Genomic DNA, 25,549 nt, shown 5'->3' with positions numbered 1-25,549 from the left:
CCATAATTGTGGCCGCGCACAATAACGCCGCGCGATTTGCCGCATGGAAAAACGTGGGCTACGCTATCGATCGGCGACCACTTCTGGCCCGCGCCGCAACCCGACGACATGCTGATGCCCCACCCAAACGAAGGCGAATCCCGCCCCCGCGGCAGGCCACGTTCGCAGATCAGACACGATATCCCGGATGAGCTGCTGCGCGCCCTGCGCGTCCTGCTGGAAGAGCGGACGCACGGCGAGATCACGTTGAAGGACGTGGCCGAGCGGGCCGGCACATCGCAGGAGATGGTCCGCTATTATTTTGGCAGCAAGGACGGCCTCATCACCGCGATGCTGCGCCAGACCGCAAGCCGTATCACCGAGGTACTGGCTGGGCTGGAACGGGATATCGTGTCCGGCATCGTCCAGGCCCGCGGCGACAACCCCACCCGCCTCGTCATCACCACTTTGATCGACATCTACATGTCGGAACGCGCCGCGACGCGCGTGGCCCTGATCGAATTTGAAAAGTCGCACTCGCTCATCCGCGACGAGCACTTGTCCAAGCGGTCCGGCCTGATCGTGAGCAAGCTCCACGACATCGTGCGCCTGCTGATCGAACAGGGCGTTTATGCCGCGACCCTCGATGCGCGCCATGTGGCTGTCAGCATCATGGTGCTTGCCGGCAGTCCGGTTCGCCTGCTGCCGGCGCTCTCGCCCGAATGGATCACCGAGGAAACAATCGTCTCGGATGTGTGGGTCGACCATCTCGTGACCATGATCGACGGCTATTGCCGCGCCTGACATGCCCCCGCGCCGCCCCCTTCCAGAAGGCGCGAGGGTCGTCGTCGTCGTGCGTCATCGGCGCTTCGGCAAGGCATAGGCGATAAGGGTATCGCCCGATCCGCTGGCTAGCTGCGGGTGACCGCTGGCCGCGATCACTACGAACTGCCGGCCACTGCGATCCGAATAATAGGTCATCGGATTGGCGTGGCCGCCTGCCGGAAGCCGGTCCTGCCACAGCAACTTGCCCGTTGCCGAATCAAAGGCCCGGAACATGCGTTCCTGCGTCGCCGCGATGAACAGCAGGCCGCTGCGGGTCATGAGCGATCCTCCGAGCGCGGGCGTGCCCAGCGGGATCGGCAGGCCCAGCGCCATGCCGGCCGGGCCACTGTCACGTGCCGTGCCCAGCGGTGTGCGCCAGGCAATCTTGCGGGTCTTGAGATCGATAACGGCCAGTTCGCCAAAGGGCGGCTGCGTGCAAGGCACGCCAATCGGCGAGAGGAACCCGCCAGTCTTGGCAGCATACCCCGTGCCGCCTTGCGGCCATGCCGCGATGTCCAGTTCATTGTGGCCTACGCGGAAGGGATAAATGCCTTTGGCGTTGGCTTCAGGGCGCGGGATCAGGCGGTTATACATCGCAAAATAATTGACGTTTACGGCCAGCAATCCCCGCTGCGGGTCCACCGACACGCCCGACCAGTTCGATCCTCCGAAGTAGCTGGGGAATACGATGGTCGGCTTCGTGGTCATCGGCGTGAAATCGCCATCATAGCGCGCTTGGCGAAAGCGAATGCGACACCACAACTGGTCGAAGGGCGAAATGCCCCACATCCGCGCCTCGGTGAGCAGTCCTCCGCCCAGCGATGGCATGCCCACGGGGTAGGGTTGGGTGGGCGAAAGCTTTTCACCGGGCACGGCATTTTGCGGAACGGCCTTTTCTACCGTGTCGACCAGCGACTTGCCGGTCAGGCGGTCCAGCACGAAGATCTGGCCGCGCTTCGTTGCCTGGATCACCGCCGGGCGCATTGAGCCGTCGGGCATGGGGAAATCGGCCAAGGTCGGCGGCGATGCGACGTCGTAGTCCCACACGTCGCGGTGCGTGGTCTGATAGGACCAGCGTACGTCGCCTGTCGCTATGTCGAGCGCCACGATGGAGCTGGAATAGCGATTCATTGGCTCCGAACGGTGCGCCGCAAGGTAATCCGGCGTGGCGTTGCCAAGCGGAACGAAGACAAGGCCCGACTGGTCATCACCCGTAATCGGTGCCCAGGCATTGGGCGTGCCGCGGGTAAATGTCTCGCCCTTGGGCGGCATCCCGTGGTCGCCAGGGCGTCCCATGTCCCACGCCCAGACAAAAGCGCCGGTGCGCGCATCGAAGGCGCGGATCACGCCCGAAGGTTCGTTCACTTCCTGCCCGTCGAGCACCGAGGCGCCAACCACCAAGCGGTCGCGGACTACCGCCGCCGGCGAAGTCAGATAGTAATAGCCCTTGGGGATGGGACCAATGCCCGCGCGCAGATCAACGGCGCCACCGTTGCCGAAACCCTCGCAGCGCTTGCCTGTATGCAGGTCAAGCGCGATGATGCGCGCGTCATAGGCGGTCTGGATGATGCGTTCGGCACAAGGCGCCTTGGGATCGGCAGTGGCATCGCGGTAGTAACTCACGCCGCGGCAGGCGGCGAGCGCCACCCCCTTGCGGTCGATCTGCGGATCGGCCTCCCACCGCTTCTGCCCCGTTTCGGCGTCGATTGCGCTGACCACGTTGTGCATGTTGCACATGAACAGCGTATCACCGACTTTCAGTGGGGTTGCTTCAAGCGAGCCATACATACCGGCTGGTGGCATGCCCAGGTGGATCTTCCATGCCACCCTCAGTCCGCTGACGTTCGCCGGGGTGATCTGGCCAAGCGGCGAAAAGCGCTGCGACCCCTGCCCCCCGCCAATGGAATGCCATTCGCCTTCATTCTGCGGCGCTGCGATGGCATCGGCAAAAAGATCGCTGCGAGCAGGACCGCGCCAGGCAATGCCGCCAGCGACCGCAGCAACACCGGCCACCGCCGCGCTGCCCATGAGCACCCTTGCCATGCGCTTGCGCGAAACCCGCAAGGCCCGTGCGAGCAGTACAAGCCACCCCAGTCCCAGAAGCAGCCCGACCCGGGGCAGAAGCGCCCATGCGTCCAGCCCGCTTTCCCACAACGACCACGCGATGGTGCCGGCCAGAACCAGCGCATAGAGCCAAGCGCCATGGGCGGAACCCCGCCACAGCATTAGGCCCGACACGATCAGCGCCGTACCTGCGACAAGATAGTAAGGTGTCCCGCCCACCTGCAGCAGGTAGGCGCCCGGCGCCGCCATGCAAAGGCCGCTCAGCATGATCACAAGCGCCAGCAGGCGCTCCATTCCGGCGCTGGACGTTGGATTGCTGCTTGCCATCGGGCCTCTCATTGTCATTTGTTCTTGCCACTACGCATACGCTGGCAGTCGGCAGCGAGGCTGCCGGGCTCGCGATTACGTCAGGTCCCGCTGAAGGAAGGCCAGACTGGACGGCATTGCACAACCAGCGTGCGGGTCTGGTTCAGCCGTGGGCAAACCGCACTGCAACTGTGGCCTTCCGCCTGCGCCGGAAGTCGAGGTGGTTGGCAGAGGCCGGGTATAGGCCTGTCCTGCAAAGAGCCGGACCTGTGCATATTCAGACTGATCTGAGTGCGACGCCAAGCATGGCATCCCGCAATAGGCGGGTTGGCCACCTCGCTGTCCTTGTTAGATATGGCTGACAGAAACATAATCAAAGGACGAGGCTCTTGGGCACTGCTGCCAATGGCAATTCGCGCAATGCCGGCATGCGAACCATCATCGTATGCGCTGTGGCGCAAAATGTGGCCATGAGCCTCGCCTTCGGTTCTTTCGGCCCGTTGCTGGCCGCCAACGAAGCGCATTTCGGCGTTGACCGGACAGAGATCTCGTTGGGCATGAGCGTGCTGACCACGGCGCTGGGCCTGTCCGCGATCGTGGGGGGCGGGACGATGCACCGGTTCCGGCCCAGCACTGTCATGATCGCGGGGGCGCTCGCCAATCTTGTCGCCTATCTCGGCCTGATGGTCTCTGGCGCCTTTCCCTTCGCCCTCGCCATGTTTGCGCTTGTGGGAGTTGGCACGACGCTGACCGCCATTCTTGGCCCGGTCACGATTGTCGCTCGGCTTTTCCCGGATCGGCGCGGCCGCGTGCTGAGCCTTGTCAACTTGCCGCTGATGATGTTCGTCGTCCCCTATATGGTGGCACGGGGGCTGCCGGTCTTCGGGCGTGAGTATATCTATGCCGCCGCAGCGGTAGCTTTCGCCGTGCTGCTGCCGCTGCTGTGCCTGCTCCAATCCGATGGGGGTTCCGATAAACAGGCAGGCCCCACGATAGATGACTCGCATGTCATCCCTGCAGGCGAAATGTTCGCGCGGCTCGACTTCTGGCTGGTCGCACTGGGCATCGGCCTGATTGCGGGAACGGGTACTGCCTTTACCGTCCACTCCACTGCATTTGCGCAGTCGTATGGCCTCGATCCGGCCAGCGCGGCCATGCTGCTGTCGGTCTATTCGGGCGCGGGCATCGCGGGTACGCTGGTGATGGGATGGCTGGCCGACCGCATCGGCCCCCGGTTCGCACTGGCCATTGCCGGCGCGATTCAGGCGATCGGCTGGGCTCTGCTGGCAAGCGGCGCGACGGCCCTGTTCCTGCCCGTGGCGGCAATGCTGGGCGTGGTTACCGTGCCTCTCGTAACACTGCATGGTGCGGCAATGGCCGCGATGTTCGGTTCGGCAAGCGTCAGCCGCGCCATGGGCGTCAGCTATGCGCTCAAGCTGCCCTTCCTGTTTGGCATAACGCCCTTGGTCGGCTGGGCCTACGTCCACTTTGGCAACTACCGGATTGCATTGGCAGGTTCTGCTCTGGCGCTGTTTCTGGCGACCTTGTTGTTTGTCTTGCCCACGCGCTCGCGTCGAGAGGCTGCCGTGCGCGGCCCTGCCTTTCAGGGATGAACCGAACCAGCTTGAACAATACCGACTTCATATGGAGATGAACGAATGAATGCGCCCGTCGATAAGGGACACAATGCTCCCTGTTCCAATCGCGATTTCGATTTCTTCTATCGCGGTCTGGAGCGTGAGGAGTTGCTGGCCCAGAAGTGTGACGGTTGCGGTACCCTGCGCACCCTGCCGACGCCGGCTTGCGGCCATTGCCATTCGCTGAACTGGAGCGAAGCGAAGCTGTCGGGCGATGCAGCCTTGTTCAGCTATGTCGTGCATCATCATCCGCCGCTGCCCGGCTTTCCTGCGCCGCATCCCATCGTGGTGGCCGATCTTGCCGAAGGCGAGCGAATGGTTGGTGCGATGGACGGCACCGACCCGGCCAGCCTGCGCATCGGCATGCCGTTGAAGGTGGAATTCCTGCGGCGCGGCGATGTTGCCGCCTTCCGCTTTCGCCCTGCCTGACTTTTAGGCCCGGGTTTTTGGGCCTGAATTTCCTCGCCGGAATCTCATCGCGCACCTGATGCGCGAGCCAAGGATTTGCACACGATGACTTCGTTCAGCAACAAGACCGCGATCGCCGGCTACGGCGCTACGGAATTTTCCAAGAACAGCGGACGCAGCGAGCTGCGCCTTGCAGTGGAAGCAACCCTGTCAGCCCTCGACGATGCGGGGATCGACCCATCCGAGGTGGACGGCATTTCCACCTATACGATGGACAACAACGGCGAACAGGAAGTGTTTCGTGCCATTGGCGGCAAGGACCTGAAGTTCTTCAGCCGGATCGCCCAGGGCGGGGGCGCCACATGCGCACCGTTGCAGCAGGCGGCGCTTGCGATCACTTGCGGCGTTGCCGATGTCGTCGTCGTCTATCGCGCGATGAACGAACGCTCCGAATATCGCTTCGGTCAGCCGATGCATTCGCTGCCCCCCACGAGCGACAACGTGGTGTTTGCATATCACGGCCTCAGCGGGTTGATGACGCCGGCCGCCATGGTCGGCATGATGATGCGCCGTTACATGCACGAAACCGGCGCGACCGAGCTGGATTTCGCGAACTACGCGGTTCTGGCGCGCAAGAATGCGTCCACCAATCCCAATGCCTTCTTCTATGGCAAGCCGATCACCGTGGAAGACCACCAGGCCTCCAAGATGATTGCCGATCCGCTGCGCCTCCTTGACTGCTGCCAGGAAAGCGATGGCGCAGTGGCTGTCGTTGTGGTCAGCGCCGAACGGGCAAAGGATCTTAAGCAGAAGCCCGTCTATATTCGCGCAGCAGCGCAAGGATCGCCTGCGGGTGCGTTGGGCCTGACCGGCTTCTACCGCGAAAACATCTGGCCTTATGAAGAATGCGCGGCGGCGGCACGCCAGCTTTATGCCCAGTCGGGCCTTTCGCCCAAGGATCTGGATGCAGCCATCATCTATGATCACTTCGGTCCGAGCGTCTTCCCCGGCCTGGAAGCCTATGGTTTTTGCGCCAAGGGTGAAGCCAAGGATTTCGTGCGCGACGGCAACCTTGAAATCGGGGGCGCGTTGCCGATCAATATGCACGGCGGACAATTGGGTGAAGCCTACATCCACGGGATGAACGGGGTGGCCGAAGCGGTTCGGCAATTGCGCGGTACGGCCGTGAACCAGGTGCCGGGCGTTCGCAACATGCTGGTAACGGCCGGCAGCGGCGTACCTACCAGCGCCGCCATTCTCGGAGTCGATTGATGGCCAGCACAGAACGTGTCGCTCTGACCGGAGATGATGGCCTGCCCCCGGAAGCCGCAGTGCTTTCCCGCTTGCTCGCCGATCGCTTCAGCTGCCGCAGCTACCTGCCCGATCAGGTTCCTCAGGAAAAGATCGAGCTGATGCTGCGCATCGCCCAAAATGCTGCATCGTGGTGCAACAGCCAGCCGTGGCAGGTTCACGTCACCAGCGGCGAAGGCACCGAGCGTTTTCGGCGCGCCTTTTTCGAACGTGCTGTGGCAGATGCGGCAAGCGGTCAGAAAACGCCCCCGCCCGACTTCGATTTCCCCGAAATTTATCGCGGGATCTACAAGGAGCGCCAGCGCGAAGTGGGCTGGCAACTTTACGATAGCGTCGGGGTGGCTTTTGGCGATCGCGAAGCATCGGGCAAGCAGGCGCTGGAAAACTTCCGCCTGTTCGGCGCGCCGCACGCGATGGTGTTTACCTCTCCGCGCGACTTGTGCGATTACGGGGCGATCGACACAGGCATTTATCTTGGCACGCTGATGCTTGCGGCACAAAGCCTTGGGATTGCCATGATCGTGCAGGCTGCCTTTGCCGCCTATTGCCCGCTGGTTCACGAGCATTTCGGCATACCCGAAGATCGGCTCGTGGTGTGCGGTGCCTCGTTCGGATATGCGGCTGCGGATCATCCGGCCAATGCCTTCCGTTCTCGCCGGGCGCCATTGGAAGAAGTGGTCAGCTGGGTCGATCGCTGATTTCGGCCAAGCAAAACAAGACCGACTAACCGGCAAAACAGGCGTGAGCCGCCCCGGTGCAGATGCATCCGCATTCCTGCGCCGGGGCCAGGCACTGGGAGAAGGATTGAATGGAACAGGTCTTTTCCAGCACCCGTGTATCCTCGGCCGAAGCGTTTCAGGCGTACGCCGCGGTTGCCCGTCGTGAGTTCTACGATGGCGATCTGAAGTGTCTCGATGACAATTTCTCGAACGTCGAGATGGAAAAGGCACTGAGCAGTCCGGTCTCGATCACGCGCATCTGCTCATCTTCGGACCTGTCCTATCGTCGCGGAACGCAGCATATTCGCAACAATCGCGTCGGGCTGCGCGTGATCTGGTTTGCGCGCAAGGGCGCGATCAAGATCGTGCGGGCGAACGGAACCTGTGAAATTGCTGCCGGCAGTGCCGGCATCCTTGATTCCAGCGCGCCCTTTCAGGCCACTCTCCGGCGCAATGGCGAAGATCGGCATGAATCCATCCAGATCATCGTGCCACCCGACATGTTCCTGATGCACCTGCAGGAGGCCGAGCGCCTGTTCACCCCGTTCGACCTGCAATCGGCCGAAGGCATGGCCGCGCTCAGGTTGCTCGATGTCATCCTCGACTATGGCGACCGGCTGGGCGACCATGCGGCTCGCCACCTCGTTGGTGGCCTGCTGGAATCGATCGCTGACCATCTGCGGTCCAGCAAGATGGAGATGCCGCGCCGCCAGAAACTGGTGGATCGGCGGCTGGCCGATATCGAAAATTACATCATGATGAACCTGACCGACCCCGACCTCAGCTACGACAAGGTTGCGGCCAATTGCGGCATATCGCCCCGCTATCTGTGCTATCTGCTTAAGGCCAACAACACGTCATTCTCCGAGTTGGTGTGGAAGAACCGCCTGCCGAAGGCACGCGATTGGCTGCTCTCTCCCAAGACGCGGGATCACCCGATCCACGAAATCGCCTATATGTCTGGTTTCAAGAGCGCGGCGCATTTCAGCCGCATGTTCAAGGCCGCCTATGGCATTCCACCACGCGAATTCCGCACGCGTCACATGAAAGGCACGATGCAGGATCGCGCAGCGCGCGACGAGGGTAGCGCCCGCCACGCTGCCTGACGTTCCGACGGACCCGCAAGGCCGGGCACTTCGCAAGGGAGCAATCCCGTTTGCCATCGTGGGCACGCGCGGCGTTGCGAGATGGGCTAAAATCCCCGCGATTGCTCCGCCAAGGGGATTTTGCGCATGACCGAAACAGCCAGTTCTCACGATCCTCTGTGGGCATGGGGCGAAGATGCCGATCGCCCGCGCATTCTGCACAGCATGATCCGCATTCGCGATGTCGATGCCTCGCTTCGTTTCTATTGCGACGGCCTCGGCATGACCTTGCTAGATCGCCATGATTTCGAGCAGGGCCGTTTCTCGATCCTGTTCCTTTCCTATGCCGGCTATCGCGATGGGCCCGCCGCTTTGGAACTGACGTGGAATTGGGATCAGGCCGAAGCCTACAGCCACGGCACTGGCTATGGCCATGTCGCCATCGGCGTGCCCGACGTGCAGGCGATGTGGGAACGTCTCAAGGACTTTGGAGGAGCGCCAGGCTCCGCTCCCAGGGCGATGTTGGATGGCGCCCCGCAGCTGGCCTTCATCAAGGATCCCGATGGCTATTCCATCGAATTGATCCAGATCCGACGCCCCTGACCCCGATCGCGAAGAGCCTTAGCGATGAACCGCACCGAGCCAGCCTCACCTGACCTGATCGACGCCATCCGGACCATCGTTGGAGAGCGCGGGATGCTGCTGGGCGAAGATGCGCGCGCCAGGTCATGCGACCCGTTCCGCTCCGTGCCCGTGCTTGGGCCGGCGATCGTGCGCCCGGCAGATACCGATGAAGTGGCGCGGGTTCTGGCGCTGTGCCACGCGCGGGGGCAACGCGTCGTCACGCATGGCGGACGTACCGGTGTTGCCGGAGGGGCGATTGCCCGAGCGGACGAACTGGTCATTTCACTGGAGCGCATGAACGCTATCCTCGATATCGATCCGATAGCGATGACAGCCACCGTGGAAGCTGGCGCTACCCTGGAAGCGGTTCAGCAGGCGGCGGAAGGCCAGGACCTGCTCTATCCCATCGACCTGGGCGCCAAGGGCACGGCCACGATTGGCGGCACCATCGCCACCAATGCCGGCGGAAACCGCGTGATCCGCTGGGGCATGACACGCCAGAACGTGCTCGGACTGGAGGCCGTCCTAGCCGACGGCACGATCGTGAGCGCGATGAACCGCTTTCTCAAGAACAATACCGGTTACGACATCAAGCAGGCCTTCATCGGCAGCGAAGGTACGCTGGGCATCGTCACCAAAGCCGTGCTGCGGCTGACGGCCATGCCCTGCACGCAGAACGTCGCCTTCGTGTCCCTGCCCGATTACGCTTCCGTCCTCGGCTTGCTGTCCCGCGCGCGACGGCTACCGCAGCTTTCCGCGTTCGAAGTGATGTGGCAGGATTACTATCACCTTGTCGCAAGCCACGATCCGGCAAGGCGGCCTGTGGAGCCCGACCAACCCTTCTACGCGATTGTCGAAGCAATGGGCTTTGACGACGATGTGGATGAGGCCGCCTTTGCGGAGTTTCTGGAGAAAGCCTTCTCCGAGGGGCTGATCGCCGATGCCGTCACCGCTCGCTCGCAAAAGCAGGTGAAGGATTTGTGGCAAGTCCGCGAAAGTTCGGAAATCCTGGTGCGGGAAATGGGGCCGTTCGTGCCGTTTGACGTGAGCATCGACATAGCTCGCGCCGACGCATTCGCGCAGGCCACGCGCACGGCCCTGAGCGAGCGGTTCGGCGACTTCCGGATGGTGACCCTCGGCCACCTCGGCGATAGCAACATCCATGTAGGCGTCCACATCGGACCCGAGACCGCGATGCGCGAAATCGAGGTCGAGGAATGCGTCTATGGCGTCGTGCACGCGTTCGAGGGCGCGCTGACGGCCGAGCATGGCATTGGCCAGGCAAAGCGCGCTTTCCTGCCGCGCCATGTGGCGCCCGGCGCCCTGGACATGATGCACCGCCTGCGCGACGCGATGGACGAAAAGCACCTGCTCAACCGGGATGTCCTTTTCTGAGCGCTGCCGAACCGGCAATTGGATCCCGCCTGTTTTCCCCAGCGCACAGATTCATGCCTGCTGGCGCAACGACGACCTTGTCGGCCAATCCGGGATTGCCAGCAATCCGCACGCGCCGAATACCTTGGCGATTTCCGCTGCGATGAGGATTGACGTGAACGACGCCCAGGCATTTCCACCGTCGCTGGCCAGCCTCATGCACCGGGTGGAACCGCTGCTGCCGCGCATTGCCGCACGAGCGCAAGAGGCCGATGCCCTGCGCGACATTCCCGTGCAGACGATCGACGAGTTGCGCGCGGCCGGTCTCTTTGACCTCTACAAGCCACGCCGCTGGGGCGGCAAGGAACTGCGCCCCGAAGTGTTCCTCGCGCTTCAGAACGCGCTGGCGGAACAATGCCCGTCCACGGCTTGGGTCTTTGGCGTCTTGAACGTGCAGGCGCTGGTCGTGGCCCTGTTCTCCGAACAGGCGCAGGCCGATGTATGGGCCGATGGGCAAGGAGCGTTGGTGAGTTCCTCCTTCGCCCCCACAGGCACGGCAACGCCGGTCGAAGGCGGCTACAGGCTATCGGGCCGCTGGACGTTCGCCAGTGGGAGCACCCACACGGCGTGGTCCTTGCTGGGCGCGCGGATCGAAGGCCTTCCCGCCGCCGAGGCCAGCCGCCTGCTGCTCGTACCCCGGGCCGACTACGCCATCGAGGACGTGTGGCATACCTTCGGCATGAAAGGCACCGGCAGCAACGATATCGTGGCGCGCGACGTCTTCGTGCCTGCGCATCGCGTGCACCAGTTGGACACAGGCGTCTGGACAGTGCCTGCGGCTGATCGGCCCGGCCCCACGCTTTACCGGCTGCCGTGGCTCTATCTGTTCACCGCCGGAATCTCCAATCTTTGCGTCGGCATTGGCCGGGCTGCCCTGAAGGCCTTCATTGCGTCCAACAAGAGCCGCGTCTCGCCACTGACGGGGCAAGCCGCGCTGGATAACCCCGCCGTGCTGCAAGTAGCCGCGCGCCTCCATGCCGAAACCGATGCGGTTGCCGCGCAGTTCGAACGGCACGTTGCCTTGCTGTGGGACCATGCGGAACGTGACGAGCCCCTGGACTCGCGCACGGTATGGACGTTGCGTTCGCAGGAAACCTCGGCCTTGCGCCGCATCGCCGACTGCGTCGACGAAATGATGCTGCACATGGGTGCGCGGGCCATTCGCAACGATTCTCCGCTGGTGCGCCCCTGGCTGGACCTGATGGCGGCGCGCGCGCACATCGGCAATGATCCGACCAATTCGCTGACCATGCTGGGCAGCAAGCTCATGAAAGTGTGAACCCCGCCGTGCCGGGTTCTTGCCGGCGGGATGGATTTGCCTGTCCTTGCAGCGGCGCTGTTCCAGCATGGCAATGACGCAAAGCTGGGCACAATGACCTTTGCTCCCATTGGGGGGAGCGGACATCACACCAAGCGATTTCATCCGGGCCAGAGCGCGGATGAAGCCAAAGATCATTCAGGGAAAATGTCGATGCGGATGCGCTCGCTGCTTTTCATTTCTGCCGCCACCGCACTTGCTGCATCATTCGCCAGTTTCCGGGCAAGCGCCGCAGGCACCCCGGGAGAGGCAAAAACCTGGCCCGGCCAGCAGCTTTTCGCCGACAATTGCGCGGGCTGCCATGAAGGCGGCAGCCCCAAGGCGCCCGGTGTTTTCATCCTGCAGCAAATGTCGCCGTCCACCATCATCGACGCGCTGACCACGGGCGTGATGAAGGACAAGGCGGAACACCTGAACGACGGTGAACGCCGCCAGATCGCGGAATACCTGACCAAGACGGACCTGGCCCATTATCGTCCCGATCCCGGCCCGCTCCGCTGCCCGACGGCACGCATGGCCTTCGACCTCACCCGACCGCCCGCGAAGGTCGGCTGGGGATATGACAACCGCCGCTTCTTCCCGACTGAGGTTGCCGGTCTTGCCGCCAAGGACTTGTCGCGATTGAAGCTGAAGTGGGCGATGGCCTTCCCCGGTGCGGTGCAGGCGCGTTCACAGCCGGTCGTTGCCATGGGCGCGATCTTCGTGGGCAGTCAGGACGGCACGGTCTACGCGCTCGACCTTGCCACGGGTTGCGCGCGCTGGACGACGCGCGTCTCGGCCGAGGTTCGCACAGCCGTGGTGGTGGAACCGTGGGCCGCAGGCAGCAAGCCGGCGACGAACCCCCGCGTCTTTTTTGGCGACTTGCGCGGCAACGTCCATGCGCTCGATGCGCTGACCGGCAAGGAATTGTGGCGCGTACGCCCCGAAGATCACAAGGATGCGGTGATCACCGGCACTCCGGTGCCGCATGACGGTCTGCTTTATGTGCCGATTTCCTCGCTCGAAGTGGGCTCCGCCGAAGACCCGAAGTATCCCTGCTGCACGTTCCGCGGCTCCGTGGTCGCACTCGACATGGCCACCGGCGAGACGCGATGGCAGCACTATACCGTGCAAGGCCCTTCCGTGGTGGCCGGCAAATCGCCTGCGGGCACCGATATCTTTGCCCCTTCCGGCGCGCCGGTGTGGGGCTCGCCCACTGTCGATGCCAAGCGCGGACTGCTCTATTTCGGTTCCGGCGAGAATTATACCTCGCCCTCGGATGGCAATTCGGATGCAGTCTTTGCGGTGGACCTCAAAACCGGCGATCGCCGCTGGGTTCATCAGTTGACCCACCACGATGCGTGGAACAACAGCTGCATGTACAAGGGACATCCTAATTGCCCCGTCGAACGCGGCCCCGACGCGGACGTTGCCGCATCCATCCTGCTGGTGGAAGATGGCACGGGCCAAGACATCCTCGTGGCCGGCGCCAAGTCGGGCAAGGTAACGGCTTTGGATCCAGACAACCCGGGCGCACAGCTGTGGGAAACGGCAGTCGGGCGCGGCAGTCTTCAGGGCGGGGTCCATTTCGGCATGGCTGCTGAAGGCCCCTGGGTCTATGTACCGATCTACGATTCAAAACTTACGCCACTGGCCGGCACATATGACGATGCCGGCTTTCCGGGCGTTCACCTCGTCGATGCACGCACCGGGGCAATTGTCTGGCGCGATTCCATCCAACCGCAATGCCACGGCCGCAAGTTCTGCGATCCCGGGGTATCGGCGGTCGCGACAGCCATTCCCGGCGCGGTCGTTGCCGGATACCTCGACGGATGGCTGCGCGCGTTGGATCGCAAGTCCGGCAAGGTAATCTGGGAAACCGACACCGCAGGTCCTTGGCCGACCGCCAGCGGCGCCGTTGCGCGCGGTGGATCGATGAGCGGGCCTGGGGTGACTTTGGCGAACGGCTATCTCATCGCCAATTCAGGTTATGGCTTTGCAATGAAGATGCCCGGCAACGCGCTGCTGGTTTATTCGGTCGACGGCAAATAGAACGAGAATAAGGGCGCCACGATGTCGCAGGAAACCAATGAAACGATCACCCTGCACCACGAAGTGCAGCGCCTGCTGACCGCCGCTGCGGCCAATCGACCCACACCGTTCGAAACGCTGAGCCCCGTCGAGGCTCGCGCACAGGCGAAGCTTTTTGCGCCCCAAGGGGTGCCTGTACCCGTCGGCTTAGTCGAGGACATGACTTTCCCGGGACCGGCCGGTGCGACTGCTTGCCGTTGCTACTGGCCGGCAACAGCTTTGTCCGGGCCATTGCCTGCGATCCTTTATTTCCATGGCGGCGGATGGGTGCTTTGCGACATCGAAACCCATGATGACATCTGTCGGCGCCTTTGCGCCGGCCTGTCGGCCGTGGTTGTTTCGGTCGGCTATCGCCTTTCGCCCGAAACGCGGTTTCCCGGGGCGGTCCACGACTGCTTGGCCGCTTTGGACTGGGTTCAGAGCAACGGTGCCGGACTTGGCCTCGACCCGGCGCAACTGTTCGTGGCCGGCGACAGCGCTGGAGGCAATCTGGCGGCCGTAGTGGCACTGGCCAGCCGCAATCGGGGTGGGGACATGCCTGCGCTGGCCGGCCAGATGCTATTCTATCCCGTCACCGACCTGGGCACCGAACATCTCTCTTATGCCACCTGCTCAGACGCGCTGCCGCTAACGGCCGCGAACATGCGCTGGTTCCGCGGCCATTACCTTGACGCACCCGCTTCAGGCATGGATTGGCAAGCATCGCCACTTAGGGCTGACGATGTCAGCGGCGTGTGCCCTGCTCTCGTGATGACCGCCCAGCACGATCCTCTTTGCGATGAAGGCATCGCCTATGCCCGCAAGCTGGCGCAGGGCGGCGGAGAGGTCGCGCATATCCACTATTACAATCAGGTTCACGGCTTCCTGAGCCTTGCCTCCCTGCTGAGCGATGGTCCGGCTGCGCTGTCCATGGCGTGCGACTGGGCCCGCGCCGTGCTCAAAACAGGCGTGAAAGGCTGAAGGGCCCACGGCCGGTAAGCTGCACCAGGCGGCTGTCGAAGATCAAATTCCATCAGATGAGCCGCGTTCATCGATCATCACATCGTGTGCCGGGTGAGCGTGCCAGAGACTGCGCGGTTTTGCGTGTGATTGCAGCCAACATTACCGGCTTCAGGCTGTTGTAGATCCGCAAGCCGAACTGCCACCCTGCTGACAGATGTCGCCTGCTGCGCGGGGCACAGCGCTTGATATGTCTCGGTCATATCGAAGCTTCCGCTGCCTTTGCTGACGTCCGCCCCCCACAAAACGCCCGCTCCCATTGCCCTGTCAGGACCACCGCAATTGGGCCGCACGGCTCATTGATGATGGTTGCGAACGCAATCCCCGCCGTTGCGGACAAAAAAAGCCGCCCGTTTCCGGGCGGCTATAGGTGGAGAGACTATCAATTCAGTACCTGAAGCCTACGCGCAGCATAACTTCGCGGCCGCGGCTCGGCGATGCCAGGGTGTCAGCCAACTGGTTCGGGAATGCAGCACTCGTCGGATTGTCCGAAGTGCGGCTCCAGTAGAACTTGTTGGTCAGGTTACGGCCGATAAGCGCCAGTTCCCACTTGTCGTCGGTCTGTGACAGACGGATCGAAGCGTCGAGCAGCGTGTACTGCGGCGAACGCGAGCGCGGCTGCGAGGTCGCCGTGGTGATGAAGCTCTGGCTATAGCTGACGCCGGTAGAAAACTCACCCTTCAGGTTGCTGGTCAACGGCGTCGAATAGATGATGCCAGCATTACCCGTCCATTCGGGCGCACGGATCAGCTCTGTGCCATTCAGGTTCTGGAGCCGGCCAACGATACCGTTATTGGTCGGGTTCGGCTGATCTGCACACTGGCCAATCCCTGTCCCCTTCGACAGCGCGTATTGGCCGGCATAGCAGGTGGCGAAATATTGGTCGTATTCACCCTTGGCATAAGCGACGTTGCCATAGAGGGTCAGGCCTTGTGCAGGACGAACCGAGAGGCTGAACTCGACACCCTTCGAGGAGACCTTGCCCGCATTGCGCAATTCCTGGGTGGTGCCGTTGGTGGTCACCTGCACCTGAAGATCGCTGATCTTGTAGGAGTAGAGCGCCAGCTCGGCGCTGATCATCCCGTCAAGAGCTCGCGCCTTGATGCCGCCTTCCCAACCTTTGACCAACTCGGGGCGATAGGAAAAATCGCCGGCCGGGTTGAAGGAACCGCCGTTGAAGCCTCCCGACAGGAAGCCCTGCTTGTAATTCACGTAGAATGTCAGGTCGCTCGAAGGACGATAGCTGACGGACACTTCCGGCGAGAAGTTGTCCCACTTACGCCGCGAGCCACCGTTGGAGAGGTACGGATTGACGCCGATCAGCTCCACCCCGCGGTTGATGACCGAGGTCAGGTGCTTCATTTCGTTCGATACACGACCGCCGCCCGAAATTTCGACCTGCGGGATTGGCTTGATCTGAACCTGTGCGAACGCCGAATAGGCCCAGCCCTTCTGCGCAACGTAATAGTTGGCCGCAACGAATGGGGACGGACGCGCGGAGCCGAACAGCGAAGGCTCACCCGCAACCGCGCCGAACGCCGCGATGGAAGCGTTCGTTACCTTCGAGTCCTGATACTGCCCACCCAGAAGGAAGTTCACCGGTCCGTCGAAGTTGCTGGCCAGGCGCAGTTCCTGGCTCAGTTCACGCACGTTGAACTTGTTCGCCGATCCCAGAATCGCCGGGGCGACAGCCGTTGCGGTGAAGTTGCCAACGTTGAAGAAGTTCAGCTTGTACAGGCCGGTCACCGAGGTGATCTTCAGGTTGGGGCTCAACTCGTAATTCATTTCGAGTCCGGCCAGCCACTGCTTCGATGTCGAGTGCAGGTCTCCATTGGGTCCGAAATCGCTATAGGAAATGCCCGGATTGAAGATAGGCGCGATCTTGGCAAAGTCCGGGCCAAGGCGGGCCTGCACGATGCGGTCATCACCCTTGCAGTCGACAATGCCACCAACAGCCGGCGCGCCGGTCGGGCAGTCCACCGTCTGGAAGTTATTGGTCATGCCGTTGTCACGGGCATCGTTGTGGCTGACCTTCAGGCGTGCATTGAAAGGACCGCCACGATCAAACTTCAACGTTCCGCGCAGCGCCCATTCGGTGCGGTTCGGAGAGCGGCGGCTGTTGGGAGCCCGCGGGTCCGTGGCCGGAACAAGGTTCTTGGTCCAACCCTGCATGTCCGAACCGTAGAAGGCCAGACGCGCACCAAGGCCATCGGCGATCGGCCCGGACACATAGCCTTCACCACGCACTTCACGCGCGTTGAATTCGTAACCAACCTTTGCACCGGCCTCGAACCGGTCACTCGGATCAGCCGTGCGCGTGGAAATGATGCCGCCCGGGCTGTTCTTGCCGTAGAACAGAGCCTGCGGCCCCTTGAGCACTTCCACGCTGGCAAGATCGAAATCGCCCATGCGGCGCATCGATGCACGTGCGACCTGGACGCCATCGACGTTGAAAGAAACGGCCTGATCGCTCAGCGGATTGGATTCCGAAGCCGAGATACCGCGAAGCGAAATCGAGCCACCGCCCACGGTGCCGCCACCCTCGCCAATCACGAAACCCGGAATCTTGCGCGCAAGCGCATCGACACCGTTGATCGCCGACCGGTTCAATTCGGCAGCAGAGACGGCAGTAATCGCGACGGGAACGGAGATGAGCGTTTCACTACGCTTGCGTGCGGTAACGATGATGGCGCCGTCATCGACCTGCGCGCTGGCAGTTTCGGCCGCCTGCTCCTGGGCAATGGCAGGGACTGCCTGCAAGGTCAAAGCCGCTACGCCGACAAAAAGCAGCGCCTTGTAGCCATCGATATTTCGTACAGCGTCCGTCATGAAAATATCCGCCCCCCTTGGCGTATTTATAACAAGTTCCCGAATTTCGTTGCACTCGCCACTGAATGACGAGCTTCACGCCGGCCCAATCTACCTTTTGGGAAAAGGAAGTCGTTGACCGTTTCCGAATGCGCATTTGCCTCCCGATGACGTTGAGGCTGGCGATCAATTGCCGGTAAATGACGCCTTGCGCTTTTCCAAAAAGGCGGCCTTGCCCTCGCTGGCATCGGCACTGTTGGCCGCGCTGCGTTGCGCTTCGGCTTCTGCCACAAGTGAAGCATCAAGGCCGGCGCCCTGACCCTGGGCCACCAGGCGACGCAGAAGGCCGAACGCGACGGTCGGGCCGCGAGCCAGGCGTTGTGCCAAGTCCATCGCTTCGGCCATCAGGTCCGCATCGTCGACCCACTTGTAGATCAGCCCCCACTCCTGCGCCTTTTCTGCAGGAATGCGCTCGGCCAGCATCATCATTTCCAGCGCGCGCGTTCGCCCGACAAGGCGGGGCAGCGTCCACGTGCTCCCCCCATCCGGGACCAGCCCAATATTGGCAAATGCCTGAAGGAAATAGGAATTCTTTCCAGCCAGAACGAAGTCGCCAGCAAGGGCAAGTGCGCAGCCTATCCCGGCTGCCGGCCCGTTGACGGCTGTTACGACCGGTACTTCCAAGCGGGCAAGCTGGGCAATTACCGGGTTATAGGCCTGGGAAAGAACCTTGTAGCTGCGGCTCCCCCCGACAAGATGCGTCTCCACGCCGGCGACCAGATCGGCGCCGGAACAGAACGCGCGCCCGGCCCCTGTCAGCAACACCGCCCGTGCAGACCCAAGATCGCCAAGGCAGTCGGAGATTTCGACAGCCATCTGCGGCGGCGCGGCATTGAGACGGTCGGGGCGGTTGAGGGTGATCTTCAGGACATCCTCAATCCGTTCAACCGCGATCGTTTCATACGACATGAATCAGTTCCCCAGGTCGGTTGACGCAGCGACGCGGTCGTTCCCGATAGTCGGTTGGCGTCATTCCCATCGCCTTCTTGAAAGCGTGGCAGAAGCTGCTCGCATGGGCGAAACCCAATTCGTGGGCAATGACCTTGAGCGGCAACTGGGTTTCCTCCAGCCGCGCTCGAGCATGCTCGGTCCGCACGCTTTCGATTTCGGCTCGCAGCGTCTGTCCTGTCGTCTTGCGAAACGCCTGACGCAGACGGGTGACGCCCATGCCCATGACGCTGGCCACCCGCGTCGTCGACAAGTCGGCAATATCAATGCTGGTCATGGCCTGACGAACCGCCTCCAGTTGGTCGGCCGTTAGCGCGACCGCACCGCCATTATCCTCGTCAGCGGCATCCGCGCCCTGCGACAGGCGCGCGATGTCCAGGCACAAGAGGCGCAGCAGCGCCTCAACCATGCCATGCCAGCCCGGCCGGCGGGACATCACTTCATCATAGATCCGCTCAAGCGTGGAGTGGATCAGCGGGTGATCGATGCTCGGCATGAAGGGCACGGCGCGGAAATCGAAATTCACCCCATCGCACAGTTGGTTGTTCAGCCAGGTCGGGTCAAACTGGAACATGCGGACGATGAAATTGTCTTCCGCCTCAACCGCCCTGACCTTTACCGCAATGTCAGGCGGCGTCAGCACCAGACGGCCGATCCGATGCCCCCCGTTGCAAGCATTGAGCAGTTTGGCATTTACCGGGCGGCGCGCTTCAGCATGTTTGAGCGTCATCGCGTGGTGCACCTCTGACAGCAGATCGCCATCAGCCCAGGCGTAGGAAACTCTCGCCAGCGACAAGCCGCCGACAACCTCCTCCCACAAGGTCGTGCGCATCCGGTATCATCTCCACAGGCCGGGATACCCTTTGGCGGTTGGGCACCTCGATCCTGGAAAACTAGCAGAAACGGTGCGCGGCGATTAGCCGGTCGATGAATTGTCTCTTCTCTCCAACGGCAATGCCTGCCGGGCCGGCGGTTTCAACGGTTGCTGTCGCGCTGGATAATCTCTGCCCCGCGCCAGCCAACGCCCATCGCAGGGCCATTGGTGTTGCACGACGGCATGGTGGGCATGACGGCGGCATCGGCAACGCGCAACCGCTGCACACCGCGTACGTTGAGCCGTGCATCGAGCACAGAGCGCGCATCATCACCCATCCGGCACGTGCCGCAGCTGTGGAACGTGGACTGGCCCTTGCTGCGATAGAAGTCGATGATCTCGTCGTCACCGTGGATCAGCGAGATGGGATCGCGTTCTTTTGCGATCAGGGGACTGATAGCGGGCTTGCGCATCCAGTCGCGGGTGAAACGGAAACTGCGCAAAGTCACCTCCCGATCATAGGGATCGGCAAGGTAATTGGGCGAGATCGCAGGTTGCATCCGCATATCGCGCCCGGCAATGCGCACGTGGCCCCGGCTGCGCGGACGGCAGGGATAACTGAACACGTTGATGCTGGGCACCGGGTCTGTTGTCAGCCCTTTTTCCGACAGTTGCGAGACGAACGGGGCAAGGATGATCTGCGCATCGGGCCGATCAAGGTCAGGCAGAGTCCGGAAAAAGCCCGATGCCGGATAGGGCGGAAGCGCCATCGGGCCAGTGCGCGTCGTGAAATAGCGCAAGGCATTGGCGATCAGGCGCGCACCACGATATTCATGGTTTTCGCCCATTTTCCGGTTCAGCTCGTAATACAGCATCAACGCGCGGTGTTCGAGCAGGTTCTCGCCCACTTCCGGATTATCGGCCACCGGCGCGATGCCCAGCGCCGAGAGCCTGCCGACATGCCCCACGCCGGAACGTTGCAGGATGGCCGGGCTGTTGATCGCGCCTGCGCACAGGATCACTTCGCCTTCAGTCGCGAAGCTGGCGGGCCGGCCGTTTAGCAGGCCTTCGACGCCGACCGCCCGTTTGCCGTCAAACAGCACGCGATCGGCCTCGAACCCTGTCACGATGCGCAGGTTCGACCGCTTGGCGGCTTGGTCGAGAAAAGCGCGGGCCGAACTGGAGCGAATGCCGCCGCGGGTCGAATGCGGCGCAGGCCCAACGCCTTCCAGAGCCGGATTGTTGAGATCGCGCACCCTCTTAACGCCCATCTGCTCACCAGCCTTGATAAAGGCCTCGACCAGCGGATTGTTGCGCTCGTGCACCGTGACCTTGAGCGGACCGCCCTCACCGCGCCCTTCGCTGCCGCCCAGCGAATGGTCTTCCATCATCTGGAAGACCCGCAGCATTTCCGCCCCGTCCCAGCCAGCAGCGCCAGCTGCGGCCCAATCGTCGTAATCGGCCTTCTGGCCGCGGAAATACATCATGCCGTTGATCGAGCTGGAACCGCCCAGCAAACGACCCTTGAGCCAGATTTCAGCAGGAATGCCGTTGCCGGCCTGCGTTTCGTATTGCCACACGTGGCGCGGACTGCCGAGTATCTTGGCAATGCCCTTGGGCATTGTCACGAAGGGATGATGGTTGCTTGGGCCGGCTTCGAGCAGCAGCACACGCGCGCGGCCGCTGGCCGAAAGCCGCTCGGCCATGATCGCACCCGCAGAGCCGGCACCGACGATGATATAGCCTGGGTGTTCCATGCCGCCCTTCTCGTGTTTCAAAGAACCATGCTGCATTCGACCCGTGATCCGGGCGCGAAACGGATGGGCATCGTTTCCCAGCCATTGATCGTGCCGACCGACGGGTAGCGGCGCGAATTTTCGTAATCGATCTCGAAGTCGGGAATGCGGGCAAAGATCTCGGCCATCATTTCCTCGAACATCATCCGCGCGAAATTTGAGCCGATGCAGCGATGAATGCCCGAACCGAACGCCACATGCCGGTTTGACGGGCGGGCCATGTCAATCGCATGGGGCTTCGCGAACACGTCCGGATCGCGATTTGCAGCGGCCCACGCCAGAAATACCCGGTCACCCTTGTGCATATCGATCCCGTCGTATTCGAGATCATGCGCCACGTTGCGCGCCAAGCCGTGGATCGGCGAATAGAAGCGCAGGAATTCCTCGCGGGCGAAGGGCAGCATCGCTGGATTTTCGAGCAGCCTTTCCCTCTCCACCGGATGGTCATGCAGATAGGCCAGCGCATGGGTGGTCAGCGCAGTTGTGGTATCGACCCCGCCGATGATGATGTTGTTCGAGAAGGCCAGTACCTCCTCCAGCGTAAGCCGCCGGCCATCCATATCGTTGTGCGCGAAATAGGACAGCAGGTTGTCCTGCTCGGGCTCTTGCAGATAGCGGGCATATTCTTCCGCGCAGCGCTGGAAGACCCACGCCACATCGCCAACCACTTCGGCGTAATTGGGTGCGTCCTTGGCCGTATAGACCATCGTGTGCAAAGGATCCGCAAACTGGCGCCATTCGTGCAGCGGCAGGCCCATCAACTTCATCGTCACCATCGCCGGCACCGGGCCGGTGAAATCGTTGACGAGGTCCATCGCGCCCGTTTCGATCACCCGGTTGAGCAGTGCGGTGGCATAGAGACGGGCATCGGCACGGTAGCTTTCCACCGCCTTGGGCGCGAAGCGCCGATTGATGAAGCCGCGCATCGCGTCCCATTCGGGCTTGTCGGCTTCCACCGGCAGGCCGCGCGTGATCGGCGTTGCAGGAATGGTGATGCCACCCTCGACATGGCCCGTGGCGGGATCAAAGTGCTTGTGGCTTGAGAACGATTCCGCGTCCTTGGCCATGCGCACCACGGCGTCGTAACTGGTGGCGACCCAGAATCCGCCGTGGCGATCCGACCAGGCAACCGGATACTTTTCCCGCATGGCATCGAATTCCGCCACCCAGTTCGTCGTGTGTTCGGCGGATTCGTGATCGAAATGGACCGGGCATCGCCGAGTTCCGATGGCCTCGTTCATCATGATCTCCCATAAATGCCCGGCTTATCCGAATCTTGCAGGAGCCGGCCGTTTCTGGTCGGTGCACATGCCGCCAGCGCCGTTTCCGTTCAGTCCGCTCCGGCAAGGTGGGCGGGAAGGCCGTTCAGAACCACGGCCTTGGTCTCGAGAAACGGCAAAAGCCCTTCGCGTCCGCCTTCGCGCCCAATTCCCGACTGCTTGAAGCCGCCAAAGGCGATATCGAAAAATTCGGCGGCGGCGCCATTCTGGCTGATGGTACCCGTGCGCACCTGCCGGGCCACGTGGTACGCCTTGTCCGCATCATCGGTGAACACGGTGCCCGAAAGCCCGAAATCGGAATCGTTGGCCACGGCGATGGCCTGTTGCTCGTCATCCACCGGGATGACGCTGACCACTGGTCCGAAGATTTCCTCGCGCGCGATCGTGGAGGCGTTGTCCACGTTGCCGAACACGGTCGGTTCCACGTAGAAACCGCGGTTGAGATGGCTCGGTCTTCCGCCGCCAGTCGCCAGGCGTGCGCCTTGCGCCTTGCCGGTCTCAATGTAGTGCTCCACGCGGTCGCGCTGGCGCGACATCGCCAGCGGCCCCATCTGCGTATCCTCGGCAAAGGGATCGCCCACTTTGACCTGCGCATAGGCAGCGGCCAGACCATCCACCAGTTCGTCGTGCCGCGACCGACTGACGATCACGCGCGTCAAAGAGGCGCAGACCTGTCCGGTCATCATGCAGGTATTTCCGGTCATCGCCTGCACGACCGAACCAAGATCGGCATCGTCCATCACGATCGCCGCCGATTTTCCGCCCAGTTCCAGCGTCACGCGGGCAATGCGTTCCCCGCACAGCGAAGCAATTCGCTTACCGGCCGCGCTCGATCCGGTAAACGTTACCTTGTCCACCCCCGGATGGCGCACCAGCAATTCCGAAACGGCGCGATCGGCGGTCAGCACGTTCAGCACGCCTTTCGGCAGGCCAATGCTCTCGGCCGCTTCGGCCACGGCATAAGCCGCGCTGGGTGCTTCGGGCGATGCCTTCAGGATAACCGCACAGCCAGCCAGCAGCGCCGGCGCAAGCTTGTAGGCGATCAGCAGCGGAGGTGCGTTCCACGGGATGATTGCGGCAACCACGCCGACCGGTTCGCGCACCATCAAGCCAATATTACCGCTGGCGAGCGACTGGCGCTCTTCAAAGGCAAATGTATCGGCCATACCGGCGTAGTATTGATAGACGTGCGAAGACCACTGGCTGACGGCCTGGGCCGCCGGAAGGGTGATGCCCATCTCGCTGACCCAGTCGTGCGCCACTTCGGCAGAGCGCGCCGCCAGCGTATCGCCCAATGCCCGCAAGTATTCGGCGCGGCGGGCATGGCTCAGCCCGGTCCAGCCACCCGCATCGAACGCGCGGCGTGCTGCGGCAACCGCCTGAAGCACATCGGCCTCTTGCGCTTCCGCGACCTCGACGAACAATTCTTCAGTCGATGGCGTGATGACCCGAAATGTCGTGGCGGCCGACGGAGCGGCCCATGCGCCATCGATGTAGAAGCGATCGGGATGCTTGATAGTCATGGAGAAAATGCTCTCATGCTTGGGCCAGCCTCAACGGCGGCCACGGATTGCAATAACGCGCCAAGCAAGGTGATCCGGGGAACGCCGGGGCGCACCGGCACCCCGGCATGGATCAGAAGCTGTCAAGCGAGCCGTGGTCTTCGACCGCAGCATAGATCCGGCGCAGGAATGCGGTGGTCGTGGCCTCGGGCTGCATGTCGGGCATGCCGGGTGCCGGACGCAAGGTAATCGTCCAGAACGCCAGAACGGTCATCAGCTGCTGGCGCATGTTGGTCCAGGCTTCGTCAGCCGTAATGCGCGGCACGCCCCGTTCGGCCATGCGCTCGATGTAATAGAGAACGAGATCCTTTTCCCACTTGCGGCGATCCTCGATGGTGAGGGCCGTGGTCAAGGTATAGATCAGATCTCGCGACCAGTGACCGCGAGTAATGCACTGGAAATCACTGACCCCCATTTTGCCAGCATTGGTGCAATACCAGTTCTTGAGGTGCACGTCGCAATGGATGATGGTGTGGGGCAGTTCGCGATGGCGTTCGGCCGAGGCCACAGTGGCCTTCCACACTTCGCCACGACGGCGATAAAGCTCAGGCGACATCAATGCTTCGGAATCCGCAAAGGCCTTGTCGCAATAGACCTCGAAATCGGGGCAGATCGCAGTCATGTTACGCCACCAGTCGGCCCAGGTCTGGAACGGAATGGCATCGGTGCCGAGCAGCGGACTCTCGTAGAACGGGGCATGGAGATCAGCCAGCGTGTTCATCTGACTGGCGACCTTGTTCCAATCCATTGCGGTGCGTTCGTTGCAGAACGTCACTTCCCCCTGGAGATCGCGCATCATGATTATCGAAGCGTGATTGTCGTGATCATAAGCCGAGAACAGCGGCGTCGGCGCTTCCATCTTCAGAAGCGGCCGTACCTTGGTATAGAAATTGACCTCCGACAGTGCGGCCTGCGACATGGCCGAAACAAGGCGGGTTTCAAGCGCGGCGGTCGACTTGCAGAAAACCGACTTGGGCAGGCCCGCTTGCGTTCCGGCATCGTTATAATCGACATAAATACGCCGGCGGTTGGTCGAACCATCATCCGGCGCATCCAGACGCAGCGCAACAACCTTGGCTCCGTCGACTTCCTTGCAGAGGACGTCAGTCAACCATTCTGGTGTAATCGATTCATATGATGTCGGCACTTGCGAAGAATCGGTGACTTTCGCATCGTGATTTTCGCTATCGTATATATCGATAATCTTGGTGGCGACGTCGTTCATTCAGGCTTCTCCGGATTATATTTTGTTTGTCATTGTGCCGTATTCGGCATCTTTGGCGGCATCATCACACCCCTTGGGTCCCGCCACCAGCGCAACGGATTGCGCAAAAGGGTGCTGCATTACGAATATGCGCGCGGCACTCCGCCGCTGGTGTGATTCCTCATGTTTTCAGGAAGATGTTAGCGGCGATGTTGTCGCGGATTTTGTCTGGGTTTTGTGTGATGGTCTGGCTGGCGAGTGCGCGTTTGAGGAAGAGGTGGCAGTCGTATTCCCAGGT

19 protein-coding genes are annotated in these 25,549 nt (G+C 62.1%); 11 read left to right on the top strand and 8 right to left on the bottom strand.

The window, feature by feature from the left end; all coding sequences use genetic code 11:
* Positions 1–6: 6 nt before the first annotated feature.
* Positions 7–783, top strand: a complete 777-nt coding sequence (locus OLX02_RS19575) for a TetR/AcrR family transcriptional regulator (RefSeq protein WP_264425569.1) — start codon at positions 7–9, stop codon at positions 781–783.
* 54 nt (positions 784–837) lie between these two features.
* Here the strand turns inward: OLX02_RS19575 and OLX02_RS19570 are convergent, their stop codons facing one another.
* A complete protein-coding gene (locus OLX02_RS19570) occupies positions 838–3,195 on the bottom strand; it encodes a membrane-bound PQQ-dependent dehydrogenase, glucose/quinate/shikimate family (RefSeq protein WP_264425567.1) in 2,358 nt (785 codons plus the stop codon).
* A 449-nt stretch (positions 3,196–3,644) separates the two neighbouring features.
* Here OLX02_RS19570 and OLX02_RS19565 point away from each other — a divergent pair, with 449 nt between their 5' ends.
* From OLX02_RS19565 to OLX02_RS19520, 10 genes are all read left to right on the top strand, one after another.
* A complete protein-coding gene (locus OLX02_RS19565) occupies positions 3,645–4,787 on the top strand; it encodes a CynX/NimT family MFS transporter (RefSeq protein WP_264425565.1) in 1,143 nt (380 codons plus the stop codon).
* Positions 4,788–4,832: 45 nt separating this feature from the next.
* On the top strand, positions 4,833–5,240 hold the full coding sequence (locus OLX02_RS19560) for a Zn-ribbon domain-containing OB-fold protein (protein ID WP_264425563.1): 408 nt from the start codon (positions 4,833–4,835) through the stop codon (positions 5,238–5,240).
* Between the two features lie 84 nt (positions 5,241–5,324).
* Positions 5,325–6,491, top strand: coding sequence for a lipid-transfer protein (locus OLX02_RS19555; RefSeq protein WP_264425561.1), 1,167 nt, complete (start codon positions 5,325–5,327; stop codon positions 6,489–6,491).
* Entirely contained in the window at positions 6,491–7,228 is a 738-nt protein-coding gene (locus OLX02_RS19550) for a nitroreductase (RefSeq protein WP_264425559.1), read from the top strand. The genes OLX02_RS19555 and OLX02_RS19550 overlap by 1 nt, the downstream gene beginning before the upstream one ends.
* Positions 7,229–7,338: 110 nt before the next feature.
* Positions 7,339–8,355 carry a helix-turn-helix domain-containing protein gene (locus OLX02_RS19545; RefSeq protein ID WP_264425558.1) on the top strand — a complete coding sequence of 339 codons (1,017 nt, stop codon included), beginning with the start codon at positions 7,339–7,341 and terminating at the stop codon, positions 8,353–8,355.
* Positions 8,356–8,481: 126 nt separating this feature from the next.
* Positions 8,482–8,937: a VOC family protein gene (locus OLX02_RS19540; RefSeq protein WP_264425557.1), complete on the top strand. Its 456-nt coding sequence runs from the start codon at positions 8,482–8,484 to the stop codon at positions 8,935–8,937.
* Between the two features lie 24 nt (positions 8,938–8,961).
* Positions 8,962–10,353, top strand: coding sequence for an FAD-binding oxidoreductase (locus OLX02_RS19535; protein ID WP_264425555.1), 1,392 nt, complete (start codon positions 8,962–8,964; stop codon positions 10,351–10,353).
* Between the two features lie 154 nt (positions 10,354–10,507).
* Complete coding sequence (locus tag OLX02_RS19530; RefSeq protein ID WP_264425554.1) at positions 10,508–11,671, top strand: acyl-CoA dehydrogenase family protein; 1,164 nt, start codon at positions 10,508–10,510, stop codon at positions 11,669–11,671.
* A 30-nt stretch (positions 11,672–11,701) separates the two neighbouring features.
* On the top strand, positions 11,702–13,741 hold the full coding sequence (locus tag OLX02_RS19525) for a PQQ-binding-like beta-propeller repeat protein (protein ID WP_319641264.1): 2,040 nt from the start codon (positions 11,702–11,704) through the stop codon (positions 13,739–13,741).
* 21 nt (positions 13,742–13,762) lie between these two features.
* A complete protein-coding gene (locus OLX02_RS19520; protein ID WP_264425550.1) occupies positions 13,763–14,740 on the top strand; it encodes an alpha/beta hydrolase in 978 nt (325 codons plus the stop codon).
* Between the two features lie 426 nt (positions 14,741–15,166).
* Here the strand turns inward: OLX02_RS19520 and OLX02_RS19515 are convergent, their stop codons facing one another.
* From OLX02_RS19515 to OLX02_RS19485, 7 genes are all read right to left on the bottom strand, one after another.
* Positions 15,167–17,608 carry a TonB-dependent receptor gene (locus OLX02_RS19515; RefSeq protein WP_264425549.1) on the bottom strand — a complete coding sequence of 814 codons (2,442 nt, stop codon included), beginning with the start codon at positions 17,606–17,608 and terminating at the stop codon, positions 15,167–15,169.
* Positions 17,609–17,773: 165 nt separating this feature from the next.
* Positions 17,774–18,556, bottom strand: coding sequence for an enoyl-CoA hydratase-related protein (locus tag OLX02_RS19510; protein ID WP_264425547.1), 783 nt, complete (start codon positions 18,554–18,556; stop codon positions 17,774–17,776).
* A complete protein-coding gene (locus tag OLX02_RS19505; protein WP_264425545.1) occupies positions 18,546–19,427 on the bottom strand; it encodes a helix-turn-helix transcriptional regulator in 882 nt (293 codons plus the stop codon). Before OLX02_RS19505 ends, OLX02_RS19510 begins: the two co-directional genes overlap by 11 nt.
* 143 nt (positions 19,428–19,570) lie before the next feature.
* Complete coding sequence (locus OLX02_RS19500) at positions 19,571–21,166, bottom strand: GMC family oxidoreductase (RefSeq protein ID WP_264425543.1); 1,596 nt, start codon at positions 21,164–21,166, stop codon at positions 19,571–19,573.
* A gap of 17 nt (positions 21,167–21,183) precedes the next feature.
* The gene (locus OLX02_RS19495; protein ID WP_264425541.1) at positions 21,184–22,446 is read right to left on the bottom strand and encodes a cytochrome P450; all 1,263 of its coding nucleotides are present in this window, start codon (positions 22,444–22,446) and stop codon (positions 21,184–21,186) included.
* Between the two features lie 89 nt (positions 22,447–22,535).
* The gene (locus OLX02_RS19490) at positions 22,536–24,008 is read right to left on the bottom strand and encodes an aldehyde dehydrogenase (RefSeq protein ID WP_264425539.1); all 1,473 of its coding nucleotides are present in this window, start codon (positions 24,006–24,008) and stop codon (positions 22,536–22,538) included.
* Between the two features lie 112 nt (positions 24,009–24,120).
* The gene (locus OLX02_RS19485; RefSeq protein WP_264425538.1) at positions 24,121–25,272 is read right to left on the bottom strand and encodes an aminoglycoside phosphotransferase family protein; all 1,152 of its coding nucleotides are present in this window, start codon (positions 25,270–25,272) and stop codon (positions 24,121–24,123) included.
* Positions 25,273–25,549 lie beyond the last annotated feature (277 nt).

This window comes from Novosphingobium sp. KCTC 2891 (genome assembly GCF_025938155.1).
GTDB lineage: Bacteria > Pseudomonadota > Alphaproteobacteria > Sphingomonadales > Sphingomonadaceae > Novosphingobium.
The sequence above is the reverse complement of the archived record's forward strand: the minus strand, read 5'-3'. Positions and strand labels throughout refer to the sequence as shown.

Bases quoted from the DNA above. Each gene is read 5' to 3' on its own strand.
- OLX02_RS19525 (WP_319641264.1), top strand. From the start codon at position 11,702: ATGGATTTGCCTGTCCTTGCAGCGGCGCTGTTCCAGCATGGCAATGAC.
- OLX02_RS19550 (WP_264425559.1), top strand. From the start codon at position 6,491: ATGGCCAGCACAGAACGTGTCGCTCTGACCGGAGATGATGGCCTGCCC.
- OLX02_RS19570 (WP_264425567.1), bottom strand. From the start codon at position 3,195: ATGGCAAGCAGCAATCCAACGTCCAGCGCCGGAATGGAGCGCCTGCTG.
- OLX02_RS19505 (WP_264425545.1), bottom strand. From the start codon at position 19,427: ATGCGCACGACCTTGTGGGAGGAGGTTGTCGGCGGCTTGTCGCTGGCG.
- OLX02_RS19495 (WP_264425541.1), bottom strand. From the start codon at position 22,446: ATGAACGAGGCCATCGGAACTCGGCGATGCCCGGTCCATTTCGATCAC.
- OLX02_RS19565 (WP_264425565.1), top strand. From the start codon at position 3,645: ATGAGCCTCGCCTTCGGTTCTTTCGGCCCGTTGCTGGCCGCCAACGAA.
- OLX02_RS19520 (WP_264425550.1), top strand. From the start codon at position 13,763: ATGTCGCAGGAAACCAATGAAACGATCACCCTGCACCACGAAGTGCAG.
- OLX02_RS19560 (WP_264425563.1), top strand. From the start codon at position 4,833: ATGAATGCGCCCGTCGATAAGGGACACAATGCTCCCTGTTCCAATCGC.
- OLX02_RS19545 (WP_264425558.1), top strand. From the start codon at position 7,339: ATGGAACAGGTCTTTTCCAGCACCCGTGTATCCTCGGCCGAAGCGTTT.
- OLX02_RS19510 (WP_264425547.1), bottom strand. From the start codon at position 18,556: ATGTCGTATGAAACGATCGCGGTTGAACGGATTGAGGATGTCCTGAAG.
- OLX02_RS19515 (WP_264425549.1), bottom strand. From the start codon at position 17,608: ATGACGGACGCTGTACGAAATATCGATGGCTACAAGGCGCTGCTTTTT.
- OLX02_RS19490 (WP_264425539.1), bottom strand. From the start codon at position 24,008: ATGACTATCAAGCATCCCGATCGCTTCTACATCGATGGCGCATGGGCC.
- OLX02_RS19540 (WP_264425557.1), top strand. From the start codon at position 8,482: ATGACCGAAACAGCCAGTTCTCACGATCCTCTGTGGGCATGGGGCGAA.
- OLX02_RS19555 (WP_264425561.1), top strand. From the start codon at position 5,325: ATGACTTCGTTCAGCAACAAGACCGCGATCGCCGGCTACGGCGCTACG.
- OLX02_RS19485 (WP_264425538.1), bottom strand. From the start codon at position 25,272: ATGAACGACGTCGCCACCAAGATTATCGATATATACGATAGCGAAAAT.
- OLX02_RS19535 (WP_264425555.1), top strand. From the start codon at position 8,962: ATGAACCGCACCGAGCCAGCCTCACCTGACCTGATCGACGCCATCCGG.
- OLX02_RS19500 (WP_264425543.1), bottom strand. From the start codon at position 21,166: ATGGAACACCCAGGCTATATCATCGTCGGTGCCGGCTCTGCGGGTGCG.